The 19,660-nt window shown below is 30.5% G+C and carries 19 protein-coding genes; 2 read left to right on the forward strand and 17 right to left on the reverse strand.

Translation table 11 applies throughout. The features are described 5' to 3' along the window. Window positions 1-102: 102 nt before the first annotated feature. The 17 genes from D3P13_RS19470 to prfA form a co-directional block, all read right to left on the reverse strand. Window positions 103-1,377: a DUF2851 family protein gene (locus D3P13_RS19470; protein WP_117884882.1), complete on the reverse strand. Its 1,275-nt coding sequence runs from the start codon at window positions 1,375-1,377 to the stop codon at window positions 103-105. 142 nt (window positions 1,378-1,519) lie between these two features. Further along, window positions 1,520-2,881: a pyridoxal-phosphate dependent enzyme gene (locus D3P13_RS19475; RefSeq protein ID WP_117884884.1), complete on the reverse strand. Its 1,362-nt coding sequence runs from the start codon at window positions 2,879-2,881 to the stop codon at window positions 1,520-1,522. Between the two features lie 132 nt (window positions 2,882-3,013). Continuing rightward, window positions 3,014-4,009: a glycosyltransferase gene (locus D3P13_RS19480; RefSeq protein ID WP_117884886.1), complete on the reverse strand. Its 996-nt coding sequence runs from the start codon at window positions 4,007-4,009 to the stop codon at window positions 3,014-3,016. Window positions 4,010-4,115: 106 nt separating this feature from the next. After that, window positions 4,116-5,324: a T9SS type A sorting domain-containing protein gene (locus tag D3P13_RS19485; protein ID WP_157972970.1), complete on the reverse strand. Its 1,209-nt coding sequence runs from the start codon at window positions 5,322-5,324 to the stop codon at window positions 4,116-4,118. A gap of 120 nt (window positions 5,325-5,444) precedes the next feature. Then, a complete protein-coding gene (locus tag D3P13_RS19490; RefSeq protein ID WP_117884890.1) occupies window positions 5,445-6,257 on the reverse strand; it encodes an enoyl-ACP reductase FabI in 813 nt (270 codons plus the stop codon). Window positions 6,258-6,326: 69 nt separating this feature from the next. Further along, window positions 6,327-7,991, reverse strand: coding sequence for a DNA repair protein RecN (gene recN, locus D3P13_RS19495; RefSeq protein ID WP_117884892.1), 1,665 nt, complete (start codon window positions 7,989-7,991; stop codon window positions 6,327-6,329). A gap of 228 nt (window positions 7,992-8,219) precedes the next feature. Then, window positions 8,220-9,398, reverse strand: a complete 1,179-nt coding sequence (locus D3P13_RS19500; RefSeq protein WP_232829249.1) for an ATP-binding cassette domain-containing protein — start codon at window positions 9,396-9,398, stop codon at window positions 8,220-8,222. Between the two features lie 111 nt (window positions 9,399-9,509). Next, window positions 9,510-10,967, reverse strand: a complete 1,458-nt coding sequence (locus D3P13_RS19505; protein WP_232829250.1) for a sulfatase — start codon at window positions 10,965-10,967, stop codon at window positions 9,510-9,512. Window positions 10,968-11,110: 143 nt separating this feature from the next. Next, a complete protein-coding gene (gene porD, locus D3P13_RS19510; RefSeq protein WP_117884894.1) occupies window positions 11,111-12,022 on the reverse strand; it encodes a type IX secretion system protein PorD in 912 nt (303 codons plus the stop codon). Further along, a complete protein-coding gene (coaBC, locus tag D3P13_RS19515) occupies window positions 12,000-13,205 on the reverse strand; it encodes a bifunctional phosphopantothenoylcysteine decarboxylase/phosphopantothenate--cysteine ligase CoaBC (protein ID WP_117884897.1) in 1,206 nt (401 codons plus the stop codon). The genes porD and coaBC overlap by 23 nt, the downstream gene beginning before the upstream one ends. 2 nt (window positions 13,206-13,207) lie before the next feature. Then, a complete protein-coding gene (locus D3P13_RS19520; protein WP_117884899.1) occupies window positions 13,208-13,537 on the reverse strand; it encodes a DNA-directed RNA polymerase subunit omega in 330 nt (109 codons plus the stop codon). Further along, complete coding sequence (locus D3P13_RS19525; RefSeq protein ID WP_117884901.1) at window positions 13,527-14,360, reverse strand: outer membrane protein assembly factor BamD; 834 nt, start codon at window positions 14,358-14,360, stop codon at window positions 13,527-13,529. Before D3P13_RS19525 ends, D3P13_RS19520 begins: the two co-directional genes overlap by 11 nt. 155 nt (window positions 14,361-14,515) lie before the next feature. Then, window positions 14,516-15,031: a ferritin gene (locus D3P13_RS19530; protein ID WP_117884903.1), complete on the reverse strand. Its 516-nt coding sequence runs from the start codon at window positions 15,029-15,031 to the stop codon at window positions 14,516-14,518. A 29-nt stretch (window positions 15,032-15,060) separates the two neighbouring features. Beyond that, window positions 15,061-15,936, reverse strand: a complete 876-nt coding sequence (gene dapA, locus D3P13_RS19535; protein WP_117884905.1) for a 4-hydroxy-tetrahydrodipicolinate synthase — start codon at window positions 15,934-15,936, stop codon at window positions 15,061-15,063. Beyond that, window positions 15,933-16,463 carry a DUF6913 domain-containing protein gene (locus D3P13_RS19540; protein ID WP_117884907.1) on the reverse strand — a complete coding sequence of 177 codons (531 nt, stop codon included), beginning with the start codon at window positions 16,461-16,463 and terminating at the stop codon, window positions 15,933-15,935. Before D3P13_RS19540 ends, dapA begins: the two co-directional genes overlap by 4 nt. Before the next feature lie 119 nt (window positions 16,464-16,582). After that, on the reverse strand, window positions 16,583-17,302 hold the full coding sequence (locus D3P13_RS19545) for a DUF6090 family protein (protein WP_117884909.1): 720 nt from the start codon (window positions 17,300-17,302) through the stop codon (window positions 16,583-16,585). 44 nt (window positions 17,303-17,346) lie between these two features. After that, on the reverse strand, window positions 17,347-18,423 hold the full coding sequence (gene prfA / locus D3P13_RS19550) for a peptide chain release factor 1 (protein ID WP_117884911.1): 1,077 nt from the start codon (window positions 18,421-18,423) through the stop codon (window positions 17,347-17,349). A 215-nt stretch (window positions 18,424-18,638) separates the two neighbouring features. Between prfA and D3P13_RS19555 the strand changes: the two genes are divergently transcribed. Both D3P13_RS19555 and D3P13_RS19560 read left to right on the forward strand, forming a co-directional pair. Then, window positions 18,639-19,076: a c-type cytochrome gene (locus D3P13_RS19555; protein WP_117884913.1), complete on the forward strand. Its 438-nt coding sequence runs from the start codon at window positions 18,639-18,641 to the stop codon at window positions 19,074-19,076. 126 nt (window positions 19,077-19,202) lie between these two features. Then, the gene (locus tag D3P13_RS19560) at window positions 19,203-19,616 is read left to right on the forward strand and encodes a c-type cytochrome (RefSeq protein ID WP_117884915.1); all 414 of its coding nucleotides are present in this window, start codon (window positions 19,203-19,205) and stop codon (window positions 19,614-19,616) included. Window positions 19,617-19,660 lie beyond the last annotated feature (44 nt).

Below are 19,660 nucleotides of genomic sequence, written 5' to 3' on the forward strand. Positions count from 1 at the left end.
TTATTGATACTACAAATCTATACAAGAATCAAACCAAAAAAAGGACACTTTTCCGTAATAATACTATCCCTGAATATAGGGGTAGTACAAAATATAAAGATATTATTTACCAATTAAAGATTTACCTACTATACATTCCAAACATCTTTGATTAATACAATAATTATTTTTCAATTGCAATAAAGCCTGACTTTCTAATGCTGACTTAGATGTAATGCGCAATTGATCAAACTTATTTATTATACTATTTACCTCTGGCTTCAATTGTCTAATGGCTTCTAATATCTCTGATTCATTTAATTTACCAATAGACTTTAAATAGATGAATTTGAATGGGATAATTGTATTAATCAACAATAAATCGACGAAAGATTTTGAGAGCTTTTTACTACTCTTTTTAGATTGTGAAGTAAAGGAATAATGCGTCTTCCAAAAGCTAGCTAAACTAATATCAAATAACTTATACATTTCTTGAATATCCGTAATTGAAACAATTTCAGAAAATAGACTCTGATGTTTATTGAATAATACCGCTAATTGTGCAATACGAATTGTAGGAAAATTATTGGGTCTTAATCTAAAAAATTGAAATGGTGTAACTATTTGATGTGATAACTTAAATTTGGATTTCAAGAAACTGTATTCATTCTGTAAATTGATATAATATGGATCTTGAATTTCATCAGCTAATAAATTAGCTTGACCAAATAACAATGCTTCTAGTGAAATTAAATTATTCGATTGCTTTCTAACAATGGTGTAATCCAGTTTATTGGCAAGATTAAAAAAAGCATCACCATTAACTTTTAGTCCAAAATTTTTCGCTAACATTTTAAACAAAACAGCTTCCCAATCATTTTTAGAACTTACTAGTAATTGTTCAATAAGTTTAGATTTTTCTTCTAAACGTTCAATATATAAACGTTCTAACCAATTTGTTAATTGAAATTTATCTACATCTTTAATGTCATTCTCACAGTTTATCCATTTATCTTGTGATGAAAATAATTGATGATAATTATCTAGAATATCTTTTTGAGTATAATTTTTTAATTCTAATGTTGGAATTACACTGTTGTCTTTTCTGTGCACATCAACATCATATTGCCAAACAACATGTAAAATAGTATTATCATAATTACTATCCTTTTCGTGACCATGCACATACCAATCTGAAGATTTGATATGAATTTCTACATTACCTGCCCAGAGTTGATCTCCAATTTTCAGTTTTGCATTAAAAAAATCAGAACCTGAATTAAAATTACGCTCGCCACTATTTATTATTTCTAAGGTTTCTTGCAGGGTTGATCTTAAATTTTCAGTAGAAAATAATTTGTACTTCCATATATAATGTAGAAAATCTTCTTTAAACATTTATCTCGTTCTGCTTTATCAATCTTTAATTACGATCTTATCCCTTTTTCACAATGGTAATTTAGCTAATAATTACTTTAATTGTTTATGCTCAATATGATTAATTCATAAAATTAGTTACAGTAAAATCACTTCCTTAAAGTTATCGTATTGCAGAAATCACATCGTATTTGGTAATAATTTGATATGTACCATTTTCTAAATCAACTAACACGGCTTTATTATCCTTATCTATTAAATTAGAAATTTTATCAATCGATGCATCCTTATTTACAATAGGGAAGGCTTTACGCATAACTTCCTTTATTGGTTTATCTGCTATATTTTTATCTTCAAAATAAAGTCTGAATAAATCACTCTCATCTATAGATCCCACAAAACCGTTTTGATCTTCAACTGGAATTTGAGAAATATCATGCTTACGCATACGCTCAATAGCATGAGAAACTAATTCTTCCGTTTTAGCTGTTACGAGTTGGTTACAAACTCTGTCTTTAATTAAATCTATAGCTTTGGTAATTTCTTCATCTAAAAAGCCTCGTTCTCTCATCCAATCGTCATTAAACATTTTTCCAACATAACGACTTCCATGATCATGAAACAATACCACAACAACATCTTCTGGTTTAAAATGTTCCTGCAGTTGTAATAATCCTTTAATTGCAGACCCAGCCGAATTCCCACAAAAAATTCCTTCTTCTATTGCCAACTTCCTTGTAAAAACAGCTGCATCTTTATCAGTCACCTTTGTAAAACCATCTATAATGTCAAAATTAACATTCTTAGGTAAAATGTCCTCTCCAATACCTTCTGTAATATAAGGATAAATCTCATTCTCATCAAAAATACCAGTTTCATGATACTTTTTAAATACTGATCCATAAGTATCTATTCCCCAAATTTTAATATTAGGATTTTTCTCCTTCAGAAATTTACCTACTCCTGAAATAGTACCTCCTGTACCGACACCAGCAACAAAATGTGTTATTTCACCATCCGTTTGCTCCCATATTTCTGGTCCTGTCTGCTCGTAATGAGCTAAACTATTAGAAGGATTATCATATTGATTTACGTACCAAGAATTTGGTGTTTCAGTAGCTAATCTTTTAGAAACAGAATAATATGAACGAGGATCATCAGGCTCAACATTAGTAGGGCAAACAATTACCTCTGCTCCTACTGCTCTTAAAATATCCATTTTTTCTTTGGATTGTTTGTCACTAATTACACAGATTAATTTATAACCTCTCACTATTGCGACTAAGGCTAAACCCATCCCTGTATTACCAGAAGTACCTTCTATAATAGTTCCGCCAGGTTTTAACCTACCATCAGCTTCAGCGTCATCAATCATTTTTACAGCCATTCTATCTTTTACTGAATTTCCTGGATTAAAAGTTTCGACTTTAGCCAATACCAATGAATCAATTTCTTTAGCAATGTTATTTAACTTTACTAATGGTGTATTACCTATCGTTTCTAATATATTTTTTGCGTACTGCATTTATTTTTTTCTATTTAATTGTGTTTTTTTCAACTAGTAATGCGATTAATAAAAGTTTTTATTTATAATTATTGTGGTTTAAAATTCAAAAAACAAGTTTTAAATTGTAATTCATAAAATACGTTTTATATTTTATCTAAACATTTTAGGAAAAGTATCTTCCGGAGATTTAGAAAGTATTGACAATCTAAACATTGATTGTAAAAAACCTAACCCATATCCAAAAAACATAACTAACGTAGCTACAATGCTTAAAATAGCTACAATCACATTTTTATTTTTAAACAAAGCATCAAAAAATATTAAAATAAAATAACCTGTAAAAAATAAGGCGAACCAGTTAAAATGAAAAAGAAGTCCTACTAATGACAGTAATGAACTAATTACAAAAATGCTGGGAAACCAATAAGTAATCTTACCCGTGTTTGGATGAAGTCTATTTAATATTGGTCTCGCTGCACCGAAGTTAAATGTTTGTCTAAAAAAACTGGTCCAATTAACACGTCTTTTATGATAAACATACGCTTCTTCAATAAACTGTGTCTCAAAATTATTTTCCCACAATCTAAAAGTCAAATTTATATCTTCTCCAAAATGTAAAGCACTAAAACCGCCAGTTTTTAAAAACGCTTTTTTTGAAATTCCCATATTGAAACTTCTAGGCTGGAATTTCTTTAAGTTTTTATTTCCTCGAAGTCCTCCTGTTGTTAATACAGAAGTCATTGCGTAATTTATTGCTTTCTGTATTGTTGTGAAAGAAGGATGTGCTGCATCAGCACCACCAAATGCGTCTGTGTATTCATTTAACAATGTCTCTAAAACTATGGTTAAGTAATTCTCAGGTAAAATACAATCAGAATCTAATATGATATAATAGTTGCCTTTTGCATTTTGCATACCGAAATTTCTGCTTAAACCAGGTCCAGAATTATCTTTGGTCAAATAGTTAATATTCAGTTTATCCTTAAACTTACCAATAATATGTTTAGAGGTTAAATTTGAACCATCTTCTACAACTACAACCTCAAAATTTTCTTTAAAATCCTGTGTAACAAGGCTGAGCAAAAGCTCGTCAAGTTCATCTGGACGATTATAAACTGGGATTATTATAGAAAATTGAAGATCCAATTAGTTAATTTTTAATATCTCAAAGATAAGGATTGCATTTATATATTTTAGACATAAAAAAAAGACTCTCGAAATGGAGAGCCTTTTATATATTAACTAAAACTATTTATTTCTTAAGTATTTTAAATGTTCCTGTACTACCACCAACCATAGCTTTCACAAAATAAGTTCCTGCTGGTAATTGGTCTAAACTTAATTCAGCTTGAATATCATTTTGATGTACTCTCTTTATTTCTTTACCTAAAACAGAATACAAACTAATTTGCTGAATATTTTCATTAGCTCTCATTTTTAAAACTCTATCCACTGGATTCGGATAATAAGAAAATCCTTTAGCTGTAATTTCATCAATAGATAATGTTGAAGATGTTATTGCTAAATCAAAAGCTCCTTCGGCACCATTCACCGTTCCACTTGGGTATGCTATATTAATATAATAGGATGTACCAAGGGTTGAAGTAAAAGTAGCCCCTTCAACGATGTTCACCCCTCCACTATTACTATCTTCAACACAAGTAAAAGCACCACAAGAACCTGCATATACACCAATTCCCACGTCCCATGAATCAGGAGAAGCAATTATAGAAATAGTCCCACCATCACCTATTATTTTATACCAAACTCCATCGTTCAATCCAATACACCCAGATGCTGTAACAAATCCCGTACCTACCGCACTATTTGTTGCGGATGATGCATCATAATTAACATTATGAGGTAAGCTACCAATTGAAATTGCATCATTACAATCATCATTAGATGGAGCTGATGGAGCTGTACCAACACATACATCAAAGGTTGTTGTAGCTCCGCTGGTTGAAGAATTACTATAAATTCTAATAAAATATGTATTACCAATTGTCAGACCATTTAAATCAAAATTTTCTGGGTCACTGCAACTTATTGGAACATCTGTTGCTGTTGTTGGGCAATTACCTGTAACTCCTCCATCGAAAACATTGGCATATAAATTAATTGGACTTCCTGCTATATTCGATATTTTAACTTTATGTATTGCACTAATAGCAATAAACTTATACCAAACATCATCATTCGCCTTTGTACTACCTAACGTAAGGCAACTGCCTCCTAATCCGTCTGATGCTAAAGAAGATGCCGTTGCATCTACTAAAGTTCCAGAAGATACTGTTCCGCATAAATAATTTGGGTTTACCGTTAAAGTTGTAGCATTAGCACAATTATCATTGATTGGTGGTGCAATAATATAGTCCATTTCATTTACATTCGCTTGTACAAATCCCGTAAATACGAAGAAAAACGCAATTAAAAATCCGTATGTAGTTTTTCTGTTCATAATTTTATTATTAAAATAGATTGTCAATACCCCCATAACGATTTTTTTTTTAAAAAATTATAAAAAAAAGTTATAAAAAGTATTATAATTATATAATATGTTCCTCGTAATATTAAATTGTTACTCTTTTATAAAATAATCCATAACTGACTGACTGACACCCATATTAGAAAAACCGCCATCATGAAATAAATTTTGTAATGTTACTTTTTTTGTTAGGTCAGAGAATAATGAAATAGTATAATCGGCACACTCTTGTGCTGTGGCATTTCCTAAAGGTGACATTTTTTCCGCATATGCGATAAATCCATCAAAACCTTTCACTCCTTGACCCGCTGTTGTAGGTGTTGGTGACTGAGATATAGTATTGACTCTTACTTTTTTATCTGAACCAAAAAAGTACCCAAAACTTCTGGCAATTGATTCTAAATACGCTTTATTATCTGCCATATCGTTATAGTCAGGAAAAACACGTTGTGCTGCCATATATGTTAATGCCACAATAGACCCCCACTCGTTCATTGCATCTTTTTTGTATAACACGCTCATTACTTTATGAAAAGATACAGCGGAAACATCCCAACCTTTTGCCGTAAAATCATAATTAGATTCGGTATAAGGTATCTTTTTCCTCACATTTACAGACATTCCAATAGAATGCAATACAAAGTCTAATTTTCCTCCTAAAATTTCTGTTGCTTTTTCGACTAAATTTTCTAAATCTTCTACTGAAGTGGCATCCGCAGGTATAACTTCAGAATTCGTTTTTGTAGCTAACTTATCTATTTGCCCCATTCTCATTGCAATTGGAGCGTTGGTTAACACAAATGTAGCCCCCTCTTCATGAGCTCTTTCAGCTGTTTTCCAAGCTATCGAATTTTCATCTAATGCTCCAAAAATAATTCCTCGTTTTCCTTTCAATAAATTATACATATAAAGCTTTTATTATATCCGTTTTAGAAAGTGTAAAATTAGTGTAATATTCTTTAAATACTAAACCAATCATTCAATTTCTTGATCTAATAATTGCTTCGCATGAACAATGGCCGTTTCTGCAATATCTTTTCCACTTAACATCTCTGCTAGTTCTTGAATACGTTGCTCTTGAGATAAAATTTTAATATTGGTTAATGTTTGTTTATTCTTATCTGTTTTATAAACCTTAAAATGATATTTCCCTTTTGCTGCAATTTGAGGTAAATGTGTAATTGCAATCACTTGCATATGTTCACTCATCGTTGACATAACCTTAGCAATTCTATTTGAAACTTCTCCGGATACACCCGTATCTATTTCGTCAAAAATTATAGTTGGTAAATTGGAATAATTACATAAAATAGATTTAACAGCTAACATAATTCTAGACATTTCACCTCCTGAAGCAATTTTCTTGAGTGTTTCATAATTACTACCTTTATTTGTAGATATTAAAAAATCTAGCTCATCTTTACCATTACTTAAAAACGCTGTCCCTTTTATTAAATCAATTTTAAAAGATGTATTGGGCATTTCCAAATTCTTAAGTAATATTCCTAATTGTTTAATTAATTCTGGAATTGCTTTCTTTCTACTATGATGTAAAATATCAGAACAGTTGTCTAGTTTTTTCTCAACCTCTAAGATTTCAATTTTCTTTGCTTTTACAATCCCTTCAGCATTTTCAACTGCACTTACTTTTATCTCTAAAATTTGCTTTTTCTCTAGCAGCTCATTTATAGTTGCTACTTGATGTTTTTTTTGTAAATTATATAGTAATTGAAGACGGTCATTATATTTTTCAATTTCTTGTGGACTATAATCTACACCATCATTACTATTTTCAAGTTCTTTTGTTATATCATCAAAATCAATTTTTAAACTTGATATTCTGTCTGACAAACCCTCAAACGTTTTACCATACTTAGACAACTTTTGAATGATATTTACATAATTTAACAATGCATCACCTAACCCAGTATCTTCCAAATCTACCAAATTCTGAGCATCTGTCAAGAGTAATTTTATCTCTTCAACATGATTTAGTTTCTCTAAAGTTTCTTCTAAAAATTCCTGTTCATTTTCTTTAAAATCAGCTTCAATCAATTCATCTAATAAAAATGAATTATAATCATGTTGACTTTGAGCTTCAACCTGACGTTTTTCTATTTCTACTAATTCTTTACGTAGCTTTTTATAAATTTTCAACCCTTTTTTAAAGGAAATTAATGTTTTGGAGTTACCTGCTAACGCATCAATAACTAGAAATTGAAACGCATTATCTGCTAATTGTAATGTTTGATGCTGTGAATGCACATCAATCAATTTATCACTTAAACTAGTAAGAACAGAGAGTGTTGTTGGAGTGTCATTAATGAAAGCCCTAGATTTTCCACTTGGTAAAATTTCACGCCTAATGATTGTTCGCTTTTCAAAATCGAGATCATTGGTTTCAAAAAATGATTTTAAGTCGAATTTATCTATTAAAAATTCACCTTCAATAATACATTTCTCATCTTTTATTTTTAGGCTTGACAGGTCAGCTCGCTTTCCTAAAATGAGTCCTAATGCTCCTAATAAAATTGATTTCCCTGCCCCAGTTTCACCAGTAATAATAGAGAAACCATCTTGAAAACTCACTTCTAAATAATCAATTAGGGCATAGTTTTTAATGGATAATGATGCTAACATCTTGTCAATTTAGTGTTTATATTTATTAGTAGTTTATTTACACAACTTACTCAACAAAAAAACTAATAGTATTGAAATTTTATATTTAATTCTATTAGAAGTAACTGCTTGAAATCGGTTTCAAAATTAAGCCTTTTTTATTGAATTGATTTAAAGTTTTTATGTTTGAGAAATAATAAAATTCAATTTCAAAATATAGCAAAATTACAGTTAATAATTCAAAAAAAATTAAGATTTTAATACCCCACTTGAACCATTTATTGATGGTATTAATTCAAAAACATTAGTTGGTGCCAATGATTTTTCAATGGTATGTGATACATAAAGTATTGTAATTTCCCTTTTTTCTAATAATGTATTAATGAGTTGTGTAACCAAATTGGCACTCTCTCGATCAAGCCCCTCGACTGGTTCATCCAAAATTAACAATGGCGGTTGTTTCACTAATGCTCTAACTATCAATACCAACCTTTGCTGCCCAAGCGTCAACTTATTGAAATAGGAACCTTTTAAATGAGTCATTTTAATAATCTCTAGCCATTGTTCTGCTTTGTGTTGTTGTAAATCTGACGGTTGTTTATATAAACCAATAGAATCAAAAAAACCTGATAAAATCATCTGTTCAACGGTTTGATTTCTTTTAAACAACTCTGCTATATTTGTCGAAAAATGCCCTATCCTGCTTTTGATATCCCAAATACTTTCACCAGTTCCCTTCCTTTTGCCGAAAATATATATGTTTTGACCATACGCTTTTGGATTATCACCTGTTATTAAAGATAGAATAGTACTTTTTCCAGATCCATTTGGTCCAATTAATTGCCAAAACTCACCCTTTTTAATATCCCAAGTAATATCCTTAACAATTACATTATCATTGTAACTTACTGAAACTTCTTCAAATTTTACAACACTTTTATAATCTTGACTAAATGATAATAAAGAGCTTGGAATTTCGGATTTTAAATTGGCTGTTTTTATTGTATTAGGTCTTTTAATTTCTGAAAACAATAAATCATTATTTTCTAAATACCATTTCTCTTTTATAAATGGTAGCATATTTTCTTCTCGATTTGCCAATTGAATGATTGAAATTGTTTGAGACAACTCTATTAGTTGATTTCCTAAATCTATTCTTGATTGATGATCTAAATGATCAAATGGATTATCGAAAATAATATAATCAGGCTTTTGAGCTAGACAATATTTTAAAAAGGCTTTTCTCCGCTCTCCAGAAGAAAAGGTATTTAATTGTCTCTTTTCGGATGTTGTTATTTCTATAGTATGATATCTATGTTCTTTGGCAATAAAATCAGCAATTGCAATGTCAGAAAACAATACCCCTTTTGCTTTATTAAATACGGCCAATTGTCCGTATAGGTTTTGCGATAAAATTCTATTAATCAATTCCTTTTTATTGACTCGATTACTAATTAATATGGCGAAGTGCTGTATTGGTTTCAATGCTTAAGTACTTTTCTATGATTTATGAATATTTTATCAAAAATTATTGAACATCTAATTATACAGTCCTGTATTTCCTTTTGCTAATAAAGGCAATAAACTTTTAACAATTTCAGGATTTTCTTTAGCTATATTTTTTGTCTCCCAAGGGTCCTTATCATGATCATACAATTCCAATGTAGGCTCTTCAGTTCTCCAATATTTAGTTAATCGATATTGATTGGCTCTCATAGAAATTCCATTGTTAAAATAACTGTAAGCAACACTATTTTGAATAGTATCAGGGTTAGAAATAGTATTTACTAAACTCTTTCCATCAAGTGGGTAATCAGCAGAGATTCCACATAATTCCATTAAGGTAGGGTAAATATCTACAGATTCTACAATTGCATTCACCTTTTTTCCTTGTGACAATTTTCCTGGTACTTTTATGATAAGAGCACTTCTTAAGGCCACATCAAACAGGGTGTGTTTCCCCCAAACTAAATCATTACCCAAATGCCAACCATGATCGCCCCAAATTACAACAATTGTATTTTCATCCAAACCAAGTGCTTTAATCTCACTAATAACTTTACCTATTTGAGCATCGACATAACTAACAGCAGCATAATATGCATGTGTCAATTTTTTCGAATATGAATCAGACAATGGCTTAGATAATCCGGCTGTTTCATCAGTTAGTTGATATCCATTGAACTCACCACTTTTCTGAAGACTCTTCTTATTTACATCTTCTGGGATAAATGGATTTGGTGCCAGTGGCATATCATCCCTATCGTACAGATTCCAGTATTTTTTTGGAGCATTAAAAGGTAAGTGTGGTTTAAAAAATCCTACACCCAGAAAAAATGGTTGATTCTTATTTTTTAATTCCTTTAATTTAGCAATAGCTAACTCAGCTGTTAGACCATCAGGATAACCATCATCATCTACATCTCCAGATTCATAGGGTTTAACCTGTCTTTTAAGACTCTGTCTATTTTCTCCATTGGAGTATGCAAAAAAGGCATTCCATCCTGTTTTCCATTTACCGCTATTGAAGAGAAACTCGTTCCAACTATTTGGCATTTCTCTTATGGTAGATGGAGTTTCTTCATAACCATACACCAATCCATCAGCAGAATGACTCATTTTACCAATACCAACTGTATAATACCCGTTCTTTTTAAATTGATGTACAAAAGATTCTGGTTGAATGGTATCTGACTTATGGCCCATTTCACTTTCAAATACATTATTTAAGAGATGAGATGTTTTTTTAGGTCTAAGACCAGTCATAAGACTATATCTTGATGCTCCACATGTAGGAACCTGTACATAATGGTTAGTAAACACTAAACCTTCTGAAGCCAAATTATCTATGTTAGGCGACTTTATTATGGTATTACCATAACAACCCAATTCCGGACGTAAATCGTCAACAGCTATAAATACAACATTTGGGCTATTTTTCGCTTTTGGTTTGGTGTTTATATTCCCTGTCTTACTTACACAACTTGATACTATCAAAATTATGAAAATGACTAATACCCTTTTTGAAATTATTTTTAAGTCCAAAATATATGAGAAGATCAAATTAAAATTGAATTATTACGCTAAGATAAGCATAAATACAATTTTTAATACTCTAAAAAGGAAATTCAATTGATATTTTAGATTTTAATTTTATCCCATTTTTCGTTATACGAGGGATAAATTTTAAGTAAAGTCTCTTTTAGTTTTACCGCATTAATTCGCGGGCCATCTGAAAATACATCAACAATTTCATCTGATTTAGTATCCATAAAAACTCTTAATAAAAAAGCATTGGGGCGAGTATTATAAATATTATTTAAAAGTAGAACAGCTTCACTAATATTTGACTTGGCTGTTTTCTTATCTTCACTCATCAAGTCTAATCCATTTAAGTGATACTTATAAAGTGCAGTTCTAAAGTCCTTGTACGTTGGTGATAAAATGTTCTCGTTTAATTGATATCTCGTATTGTTACCATCTATTCTATTCCAACCAGAAAAACCTCCTTGTTGAGCAAGGTTTACTACTTTTTCAGCTTTTTTATGATATTCTTCACCACCATTAAGTTCAAAAGAGTCAGCATCAATACCTAACACAGTGTAAACATAAAAAGTTAAAATAGAGACCAAATTAGATTGGAAACTATTTTCGTTATAAATCAAGTTTTGAAATTCAGTATAATTAAAAGACAAGTTATTGTCTTTATAATTTAAAATGGGACTTTGATATGTAGAGTTATAAACTGGTCGTGTAGCAATTATGGAAATATTACCTTTAAAATCATTAGAAGAGGGTTGCTCTAATATGGTTAATGTAATGGCACAATTTATACGTTCTTGAGGTTTATAATTTTTATCAGTCCATTTTGTGTTATTAATATAATCTGAAATAGAAGTCTGTAGATTATCGTATAATTGTTTATTACTGCTTTGTACCTGATCTGAATTTACAATGACTAAAGCATTTAATTCTTGACTACTCATTTTAAAAGTAGCACATAAAAATAATGCGAATAATAAACTATGCTTAATGTTTTTTGAGTATTTCATTAAAAATATCTTTTGCTACTTCTGTTTTTGACTTCGTTTCAAAACTTTGACACTCTTCATTAGTATCAATTAGCGTTATTTTATTGGTGGGTTTTTTAAAGCCTGCTCCTTTATCATTTAGAGAGTTTAACACTATTAAATCGAGATTTTTACGTCTTAATTTACCTTTAGCATTTTCTAATTCATTAGAAGTTTCTAAAGCAAAACCCACTAAAAATTGATGTTTTTTAGCTTCACCAAGAGAAGCCAATATATCCTTTGTTGGTACTAATTTAATATTTAATACGGCATCTATCTTTTTTATTTTATCATCTGCTGCATGATCTGGTCTAAAATCAGCCACTGCTGCAGACAATATTGCTATATTACAAGTTGCATAATGCTGATGTACCGCTGTATACATTTCTTCAGCAGTTACTACATCAATTCTCTTAATTAACGTATGTTTTATGGTTTCATTGGATGGTCCAGAAATTAAAATAACCTCTGCACCTAGATTCGCAGCCTCTTTAGCCAATTCAAACCCCATATTACCAGAGGAATGATTGCCAATAAAACGAACAGGATCAATAGCTTCATAAGTTGGCCCAGCTGTAATAAGTACTTTTTTATTTCGTAAAGGTAATCCTGAAATTATATGGTTTTCAATAAAAGCTAAAATATTTTCAGGTTCAGCCATTCTACCTTCACCTTCTAAACCACTAGCCAATTCACCAACTTCAGCGGGAATCATAATATTTCCAAAAGTCTCTAATTTTTGTAAATTCTCTTTGGTCGAATTGTGTATGTACATGTCTAAATCCATTGCCGGAGCAAAATAAACTTTACATTTTGAGGACAAATAAGTAGCTAGCAATAAGTTATCGCAAATTCCATTTGCCATTTTAGACATAGTATTTGCCGTTGCTGGAGCTATTACAACAAGATCTGCCCATAGACCTAAATCGACATGGTTGTTCCATACTTCATTCTCATCTTCTTTATCATAAAAAGTAGAATAAACTGGATTCTTGGAAAGTGTAGAAAGTGTAAGTGGAGTTACAAAATCTTTAGAAGCAGGAGTCATGACAACTTTAACATGAGCTCCTGCTTTTATAAAAAGTCTAACTAAGTAGGTGGTTTTATAAGCAGCGATTCCTGCGGTTACCCCCAATAGAATATTTTTACCGCTTAAAACAGACATTATTACTTATCTTCAGTTTCTTCTGGGTTTCTATAGTAGATACCTCCATGTAACCACTCTTCAACGGCCATTGCAGTAGGCTTAGGTAATTTTTCGTAAAAACGAGAAACCTCAATTTGTTCTTTATTTTCAAAAACTTCTTCTAGGCTATCATTATGTGTAGCAAATTCTTCTAACTTATCAATAAGTTCCTTTTTAAGGTCTTCATTAATTTGATTAGCTCTTTTTGCCATAATTGAAATGGACTCATAAATATTATGAGTTGGTGCTTCAATTTTAGATCTATCATAAGTTATAGTAGTGATAGGTGCTTCAGAATTTTTATAATCCATTTTTCGTGTATTTTGCGTATAGTTCTTTTAACTTTTCTAACTCTTTATTCAAATCTTCTAATTTAGAAGAAAACTCTTTTAACCTTTCTGATTCAGGAAAGTTTTTATTTAATCTATCATATGAAGCAGTCGCATTATTAATACGTTCTTCTTTTTTAAATTCTGCACTATTCATTGCCAATTTATAAGCTGCCAAAAACTTATAGGCAAGTGCTTCTTCCTTATATTCAGTACCAAAATTATCTTCTATAAAAATATCAAAGGCCATAATTGCAGCTTGATATTTTTCTGTAATATAATACTGCTTAGCAATATCAAATGCTTTTTTCTCTAATCGTGTAGCTAAATCATCATAATACTGATTTGCTTCCTTAATTTTCTCAGATTCTGGAAATTTATCAATAAAATTTTGTAGAGCGGTTAATGCTTTATGCGTATTTGCCTGATCTCTACTTGATTTTGGCGAATCATAATAATAACTTTGTGCTGCTAAAAAGGTAGCATCTTCTATTTTCGAACTCGACGGATAGTTTCCAATAAAACGTTCAAAATAATAAGCTGCTAATTCATAACTTTTCGTTTTAAAATTTGCTTCACCCACCATATATTGGATACGTTCCATTTGAGGCTTTGCACCATATTTTGGAATTACCTTCTCAAATAAATTAATAGATTTATTATAACTACCCTCTTCAAATAATTGAGTAGCCAATTTATACTGATCTTCAGTTGTGCCTTTGTTTAACACCTTATGGTATTCACTACAAGCTGAAAAAGTCACGGTAATAATGACCAATAAACCAAGTTGTTTTATTCTAAACATTTTGCAAAAGTACTTATTTAAAACTAATTAATAAAAACTATTTTTTAATAGCCCTTCGTAGAGCATCTCTTTAAACGGAAAGCAAATGTAAAATTTGTTATTTTATTGTTAGAATAATGATTACTAAAACTTTGTTAATAGTACAAAACGAAACCTTAAGGTTCAATTTGAACTGAAGACTGAACGGTAAGTTGTTTTATATCGTTATCAAATAAATACAACCCTCCTTTATCGTCACCAATCAAGTTTATTTTATCAAGAATATTTCTTGCAACAGCCTCTTCTTCAATCTGTTCAGCCACATACCATTGTAAAAAATTATGTGTTGCGTAATCTTTAACTTGAAGACAAATATGTACCAATTCATTGATGGTTTCAGATACATGAACTTCATGTTTAAATAAGGTTTCAAACATTTCTTTAAAAGAACCAAACGAAGATGAAGGTGCGTTCAACTGAGAAACTTTAGCATGCCCTCCCCTTTCATTAATATATTTTACTAATTTTAGCATATGTTGTCTTTCTTCATCAGATTGTGCATACATAAACTCAGCAACACCTTCTAATCCTTTTACTTCTGCCCAAGACGCCATTGCCAAATAAATTTGAGAAGACTCAGCTTCTATTGTTATTTGCTCATTTAGGGCTTTTTCTACTTCTTTAATTAACATTTTTATCTATTTTTCTAAGTTTAACTTTATTAATAATTATCGATAAAGTTACTAATTTTTTCTTGTAATTCAGAACTGGCTTCTACTAAAGGAAGTCTTACTGAAGATTCACAAATGGAACGTTTTTTAAGTAAAGCTTTAATACCTGCTGGGTTACCCTCTTCAAAAATATAATATATACTATTCATTAATTTGAAATGCAACCTAGAGGCTTCCTTACTTTTACCTTCTAAAGCTAATTTTATCATCTTAGAAAAATCACCAGGAATACCTTGTCCAATTACAGAGATTACTCCGGCTCCACCCATTAATACCATTGGTAACGCAACCATATCATCACCAGATAAAACTAAAAACCCTTCTGGTTTATTTTGCAGCAACCTAAATGCCTGATCCATATCACCAGAAGCTTCTTTAACTCCAATAATATTTGAACAATCAGAAGCTAATCTTAAGATCGTTTCTGGAGTCATGCTCACTCCTGTTCTACTAGGTACATTATATATAATAATTGGTTTAGAACTTATGGAAGCAATTGCTTTAAAGTGCTGATAAATACCCTCTTGTGTAGGTTTATTGTAATACGGAGAAACAGAAAGAATAGCATCAAAAGCTGCTAAATCCGTTTCTTGTACTTCATTAACAACAGCTTGCGTATTGTTACCACCAATACCAATAACCAAAGGTAATTGACCGTTGTTTGCTTCAACAACCGTCTTTATTACTTTTTGTTTTTCATCATTTGTTAAGGTTGCTGGCTCTCCAGTAGTTCCCATTACCACCAAATAGTCAATACCATTGTCAATCTGAAAATTAACAAGTCTTACTAAAGCCTCATAATCAACTGATTTATCTACTTTAAAAGGAGTTACTAAAGCGGCTCCGGTACCATAAAATTGTGTCATTCTATTAAATTAAAAATCTGTAAATACTTTGCTAACTCATCGTTAAAAACATCAATTTTATTTCCTTCAACAGCAATGGTAAAATCATACAAATTTTGTAATTCTTCATTGGCAAAACTCACTTTAAATTTTGCTTTTGATCGCATTGATAATATATTTGTATAAATACTTGAATGACTACAATAATTGATTAACAAATCATAATCAGCATTTACGAAATCTAATACATTAGATGCTTTTGGTTTACCAAACATACCCAAATCTTTTTCAGAAAAGGTATTGTAATGTTGCGTTACAAAATCGTCTTTTAGGTTTTCAAAAATGATAATTTCTAAACTTTTATGAGGCATTTTTAATTTCTGACTCAAGTTTCTCGAAATATCATAACCGCCAAATAATCGCGAATCAGCTAAAACGCCAATTGTTATTATTTTTTTCGGAATATTATCGTTTGTACTCTTTAATCTTTTTAATTGTTTTTGATAATACTGTGCAGCTGTTTTCTTTTTTAAACCTGTAAAATTCATTGGTTTTTAACAATTGTAAGGCAAAATTAATAATTCGGGTTGTAAACTAATGGTAATGTATTCAAATTAAACGAATAGTTTATATACGTTAGTATTTAAACAAGTATAATAATTGAAAATTAATTATTTAAACGCTTTTCCATCTTCTCTAACAATATTTTTGAAGCCGTATTAAAACCTTGTAATAAGCTAACAGCTCCTTGAGCTTTCAATTGTAGATTCAATGCTAATCGGTTCTTAAAATCTTCAGACTTAAAATAATCTCTTGCCTTTTGATTTTCTCTTCTCATGTACATATCAGCCGCAAAATTGTAATTCTCTTTCATGTTTAAGGTGTTTTCATAAACATCCTTTTCAATTTTTGTATTTAAGTCTATAAAACTAGCATTAATTTCATTGTACAACGCCAATCCATACACCACAACAGAATCTTGAGCAATTTCTACATCATAACTGTAATTTTTAAGAAGGTCATAGCCGTTTTTAGTAATTGCCAATGGAATACCCGTAAAAATAATGGACTGTAGATCTCCATTCTTTTTATAAAAAGTTTTTGAAATAGTATCGCTAAGTGCCAATCTACCAACAGAATCTTGCTTTTTATAATATTTAATTATAAAGTTTGCTCTTGTTGTATCTCTAACAATATCACTTCTGAAAATATGTAAAATATTATCTAAATTTTTTTCTTGTTTTTTATCTTCACTCCAATCATTAATTGATAGAGCTATCAAAATACCAGTAACAACTAGAATAATTTCGCCAAAAGCGTACAATAAATATTTTCTAAAACCGGAAGATTTTACTATTTGTTTTCTGGCATTTGAAAATAATTTCATTCTTATAACGTTTGTACGTTTAATATAAAAAAGTTTAGAGTAATTTATAGCATTTCGCCAGATTCTTTCAGCTTTTCAGCATTTTCAGCAAGTTTTAATTCTTCAACAATTTTATGGATATCACCATTAATAATATTGCTTAAATCGTAAAGAGTTAATCCAATTCTATGCTCTGTAACACGACCTTGAGGATAATTGTAAGTTCTAATTTTTGCAGATCTATCACCACTCGAAACCATACTTTTACGTTTTATGGAGTCTGCAGCCTGCTTTTTTGCCAATTCAGATTCGTATAACCTAGAACGCAATACTTTTATAGCTTTTTCTAAATTTTTATGTTGCGATTTCTGATCTTGACACTTTGCCTCAATACCTGTAGGAATGTGTTTCAATTGAATTGCCGAATATGTAGTATTTACACTCTGCCCACCTGGACCTGTAGATGTCGTTCTAATAATTTTCACATCTTTCATATCAAGTTCCACATCAAACTCTTCAGCTTCCGGTAAAACCATCACTGTTGCAGCAGAAGTATGTACTCTACCTTGGGTTTCTGTTTGCGGTACACGTTGTACACGATGTACACCTGCCTCAAATTTCATATCACCATAAACATCATCACCAGATATACTAAAAATAACCTCTTTAAAACCACCTGATGTACCTTCACTAACATCAACCAATTCGGTTTTCCATCCTTTATCAGAACAGAATTTCGTGTACATTCTATAAAGGTCTCCAGCAAAAATACTAGCCTCATCACCACCTGTACCCGCTCTAATTTCAACCATAACGTCTTTAGCGTCTTCTGGATCTTTAGGTATTAGCATGTATTTTATATCTGATTCTAATTTTTCTAATTTTTCAGAAGCTTCCCCTAATTGCATTTGTGCCATCTCCACCATTTCAGCATCAGACCCATCATCAATAATTTCTTTTGCCTCATCTACCCTACTCAATATAACTTTATACTCTTCCCCTTTATCTACAATAGTTTTAAGGTCTTTGTATTCTTTATTAAGTTTTACATATCGTTTCTGATCAGTAATAATATCTGGCTGAATAATTAAATCAGAAACTTCATCAAAACGTTGTTTTACAATATATAATCTATCTAACATCTACTGTTTTTTTTAAGAGCTAATTTTAATAAAATAGTAAATTTAGCCGATGACAAATTTAGTTAAATTTTAGGATAATTTTCAACTAAACTAAAATTCTAACCATAAATAATTTAGAATATCTCTAAATTAGAAATTCTATAACAATATGTATTCAATTATATAGTTAGAAATTTATAATTAATTAAATTTACGCTGTATTAAAAACTAAAATTATGAAAAAATTATCAATTCTGTTTATCGCTTTAGCAATGATAGCTACAAGTTGTGGCGACAAAAAGAAAGAAGATGTTAAAAAGGATGTAGAACAAGTAAATGAAGAAGTAGTAAAAGAAAGTACGACTACTGATACTGCTTCTGATAAAGATACTCAATTAGCGATGGGTAAAAAACTGTTTACAGATAAAACCTGTACTACTTGTCATGCCTTAGACACCAAAGTTATTGGACCTTCTTTAAAGGACATCGTAAAAATTTATGATGAAAAAAGTGGCAATATTGTTAAATTTTTAAAGGGAAATGCTGATGCAATTGTTGACACTGACCCTGGTCAAGTAGCAATAATGAAAGCAAACCTTGATGGATTTGTAAAAGACATGAGTGCTGAAGAATTACAAGCATTATCTGCTTACATGAGAGATGCTGGTAAATAAGCCATCTATCATTTAAAAACAAAAAAGCATCTGCCTAAGGCAGATGCTTTTTTGTTTTACACAAGTTCATTACTGCTATTACCATTTTAATTATATTTGTTAGTGCTAACTAATACTTAAAAAAAAATGCGTTTATTTTTAATTGCTTTCATATTTCTTCTTTGCTGTAATTGTGCTTCTGATAAAAAATCAGTTGATGATAAAACAAAAGAAGCCCCAACACGTGGCCCATTAAGTTTAGACTCTCAAATTTTTCTTGGTAATAGACTTTTCTCCGAAAAAACTTGTATTACTTGTCATGATATTAAAAACAAGAAAATAGGCCCTTCTGTCCTAGATATTATGCGTATTTACAAAGAAAAAAACGGAAATATCGTAGCCTTTTTAAAAGGTAAAGCTGAACCAATTGTAGATACAACCGCCAGCCAAGTTGCTATTATGCAAGACAACATCAATGGTTTTGTTAAAGGGTTGTCCGATGAAATGTTGAACACCATTGCTACTTATATGATGCATGTAGATGAATTACATACTAAATAGTAGCATTTGAAACTGATTTATAAAATTTATTTCTAATCAAACCC

The organism is Aureibaculum luteum, assembly GCF_003449015.1.
In the GTDB taxonomy this organism is placed as follows: domain Bacteria; phylum Bacteroidota; class Bacteroidia; order Flavobacteriales; family Flavobacteriaceae; genus Aureibaculum; species Aureibaculum luteum.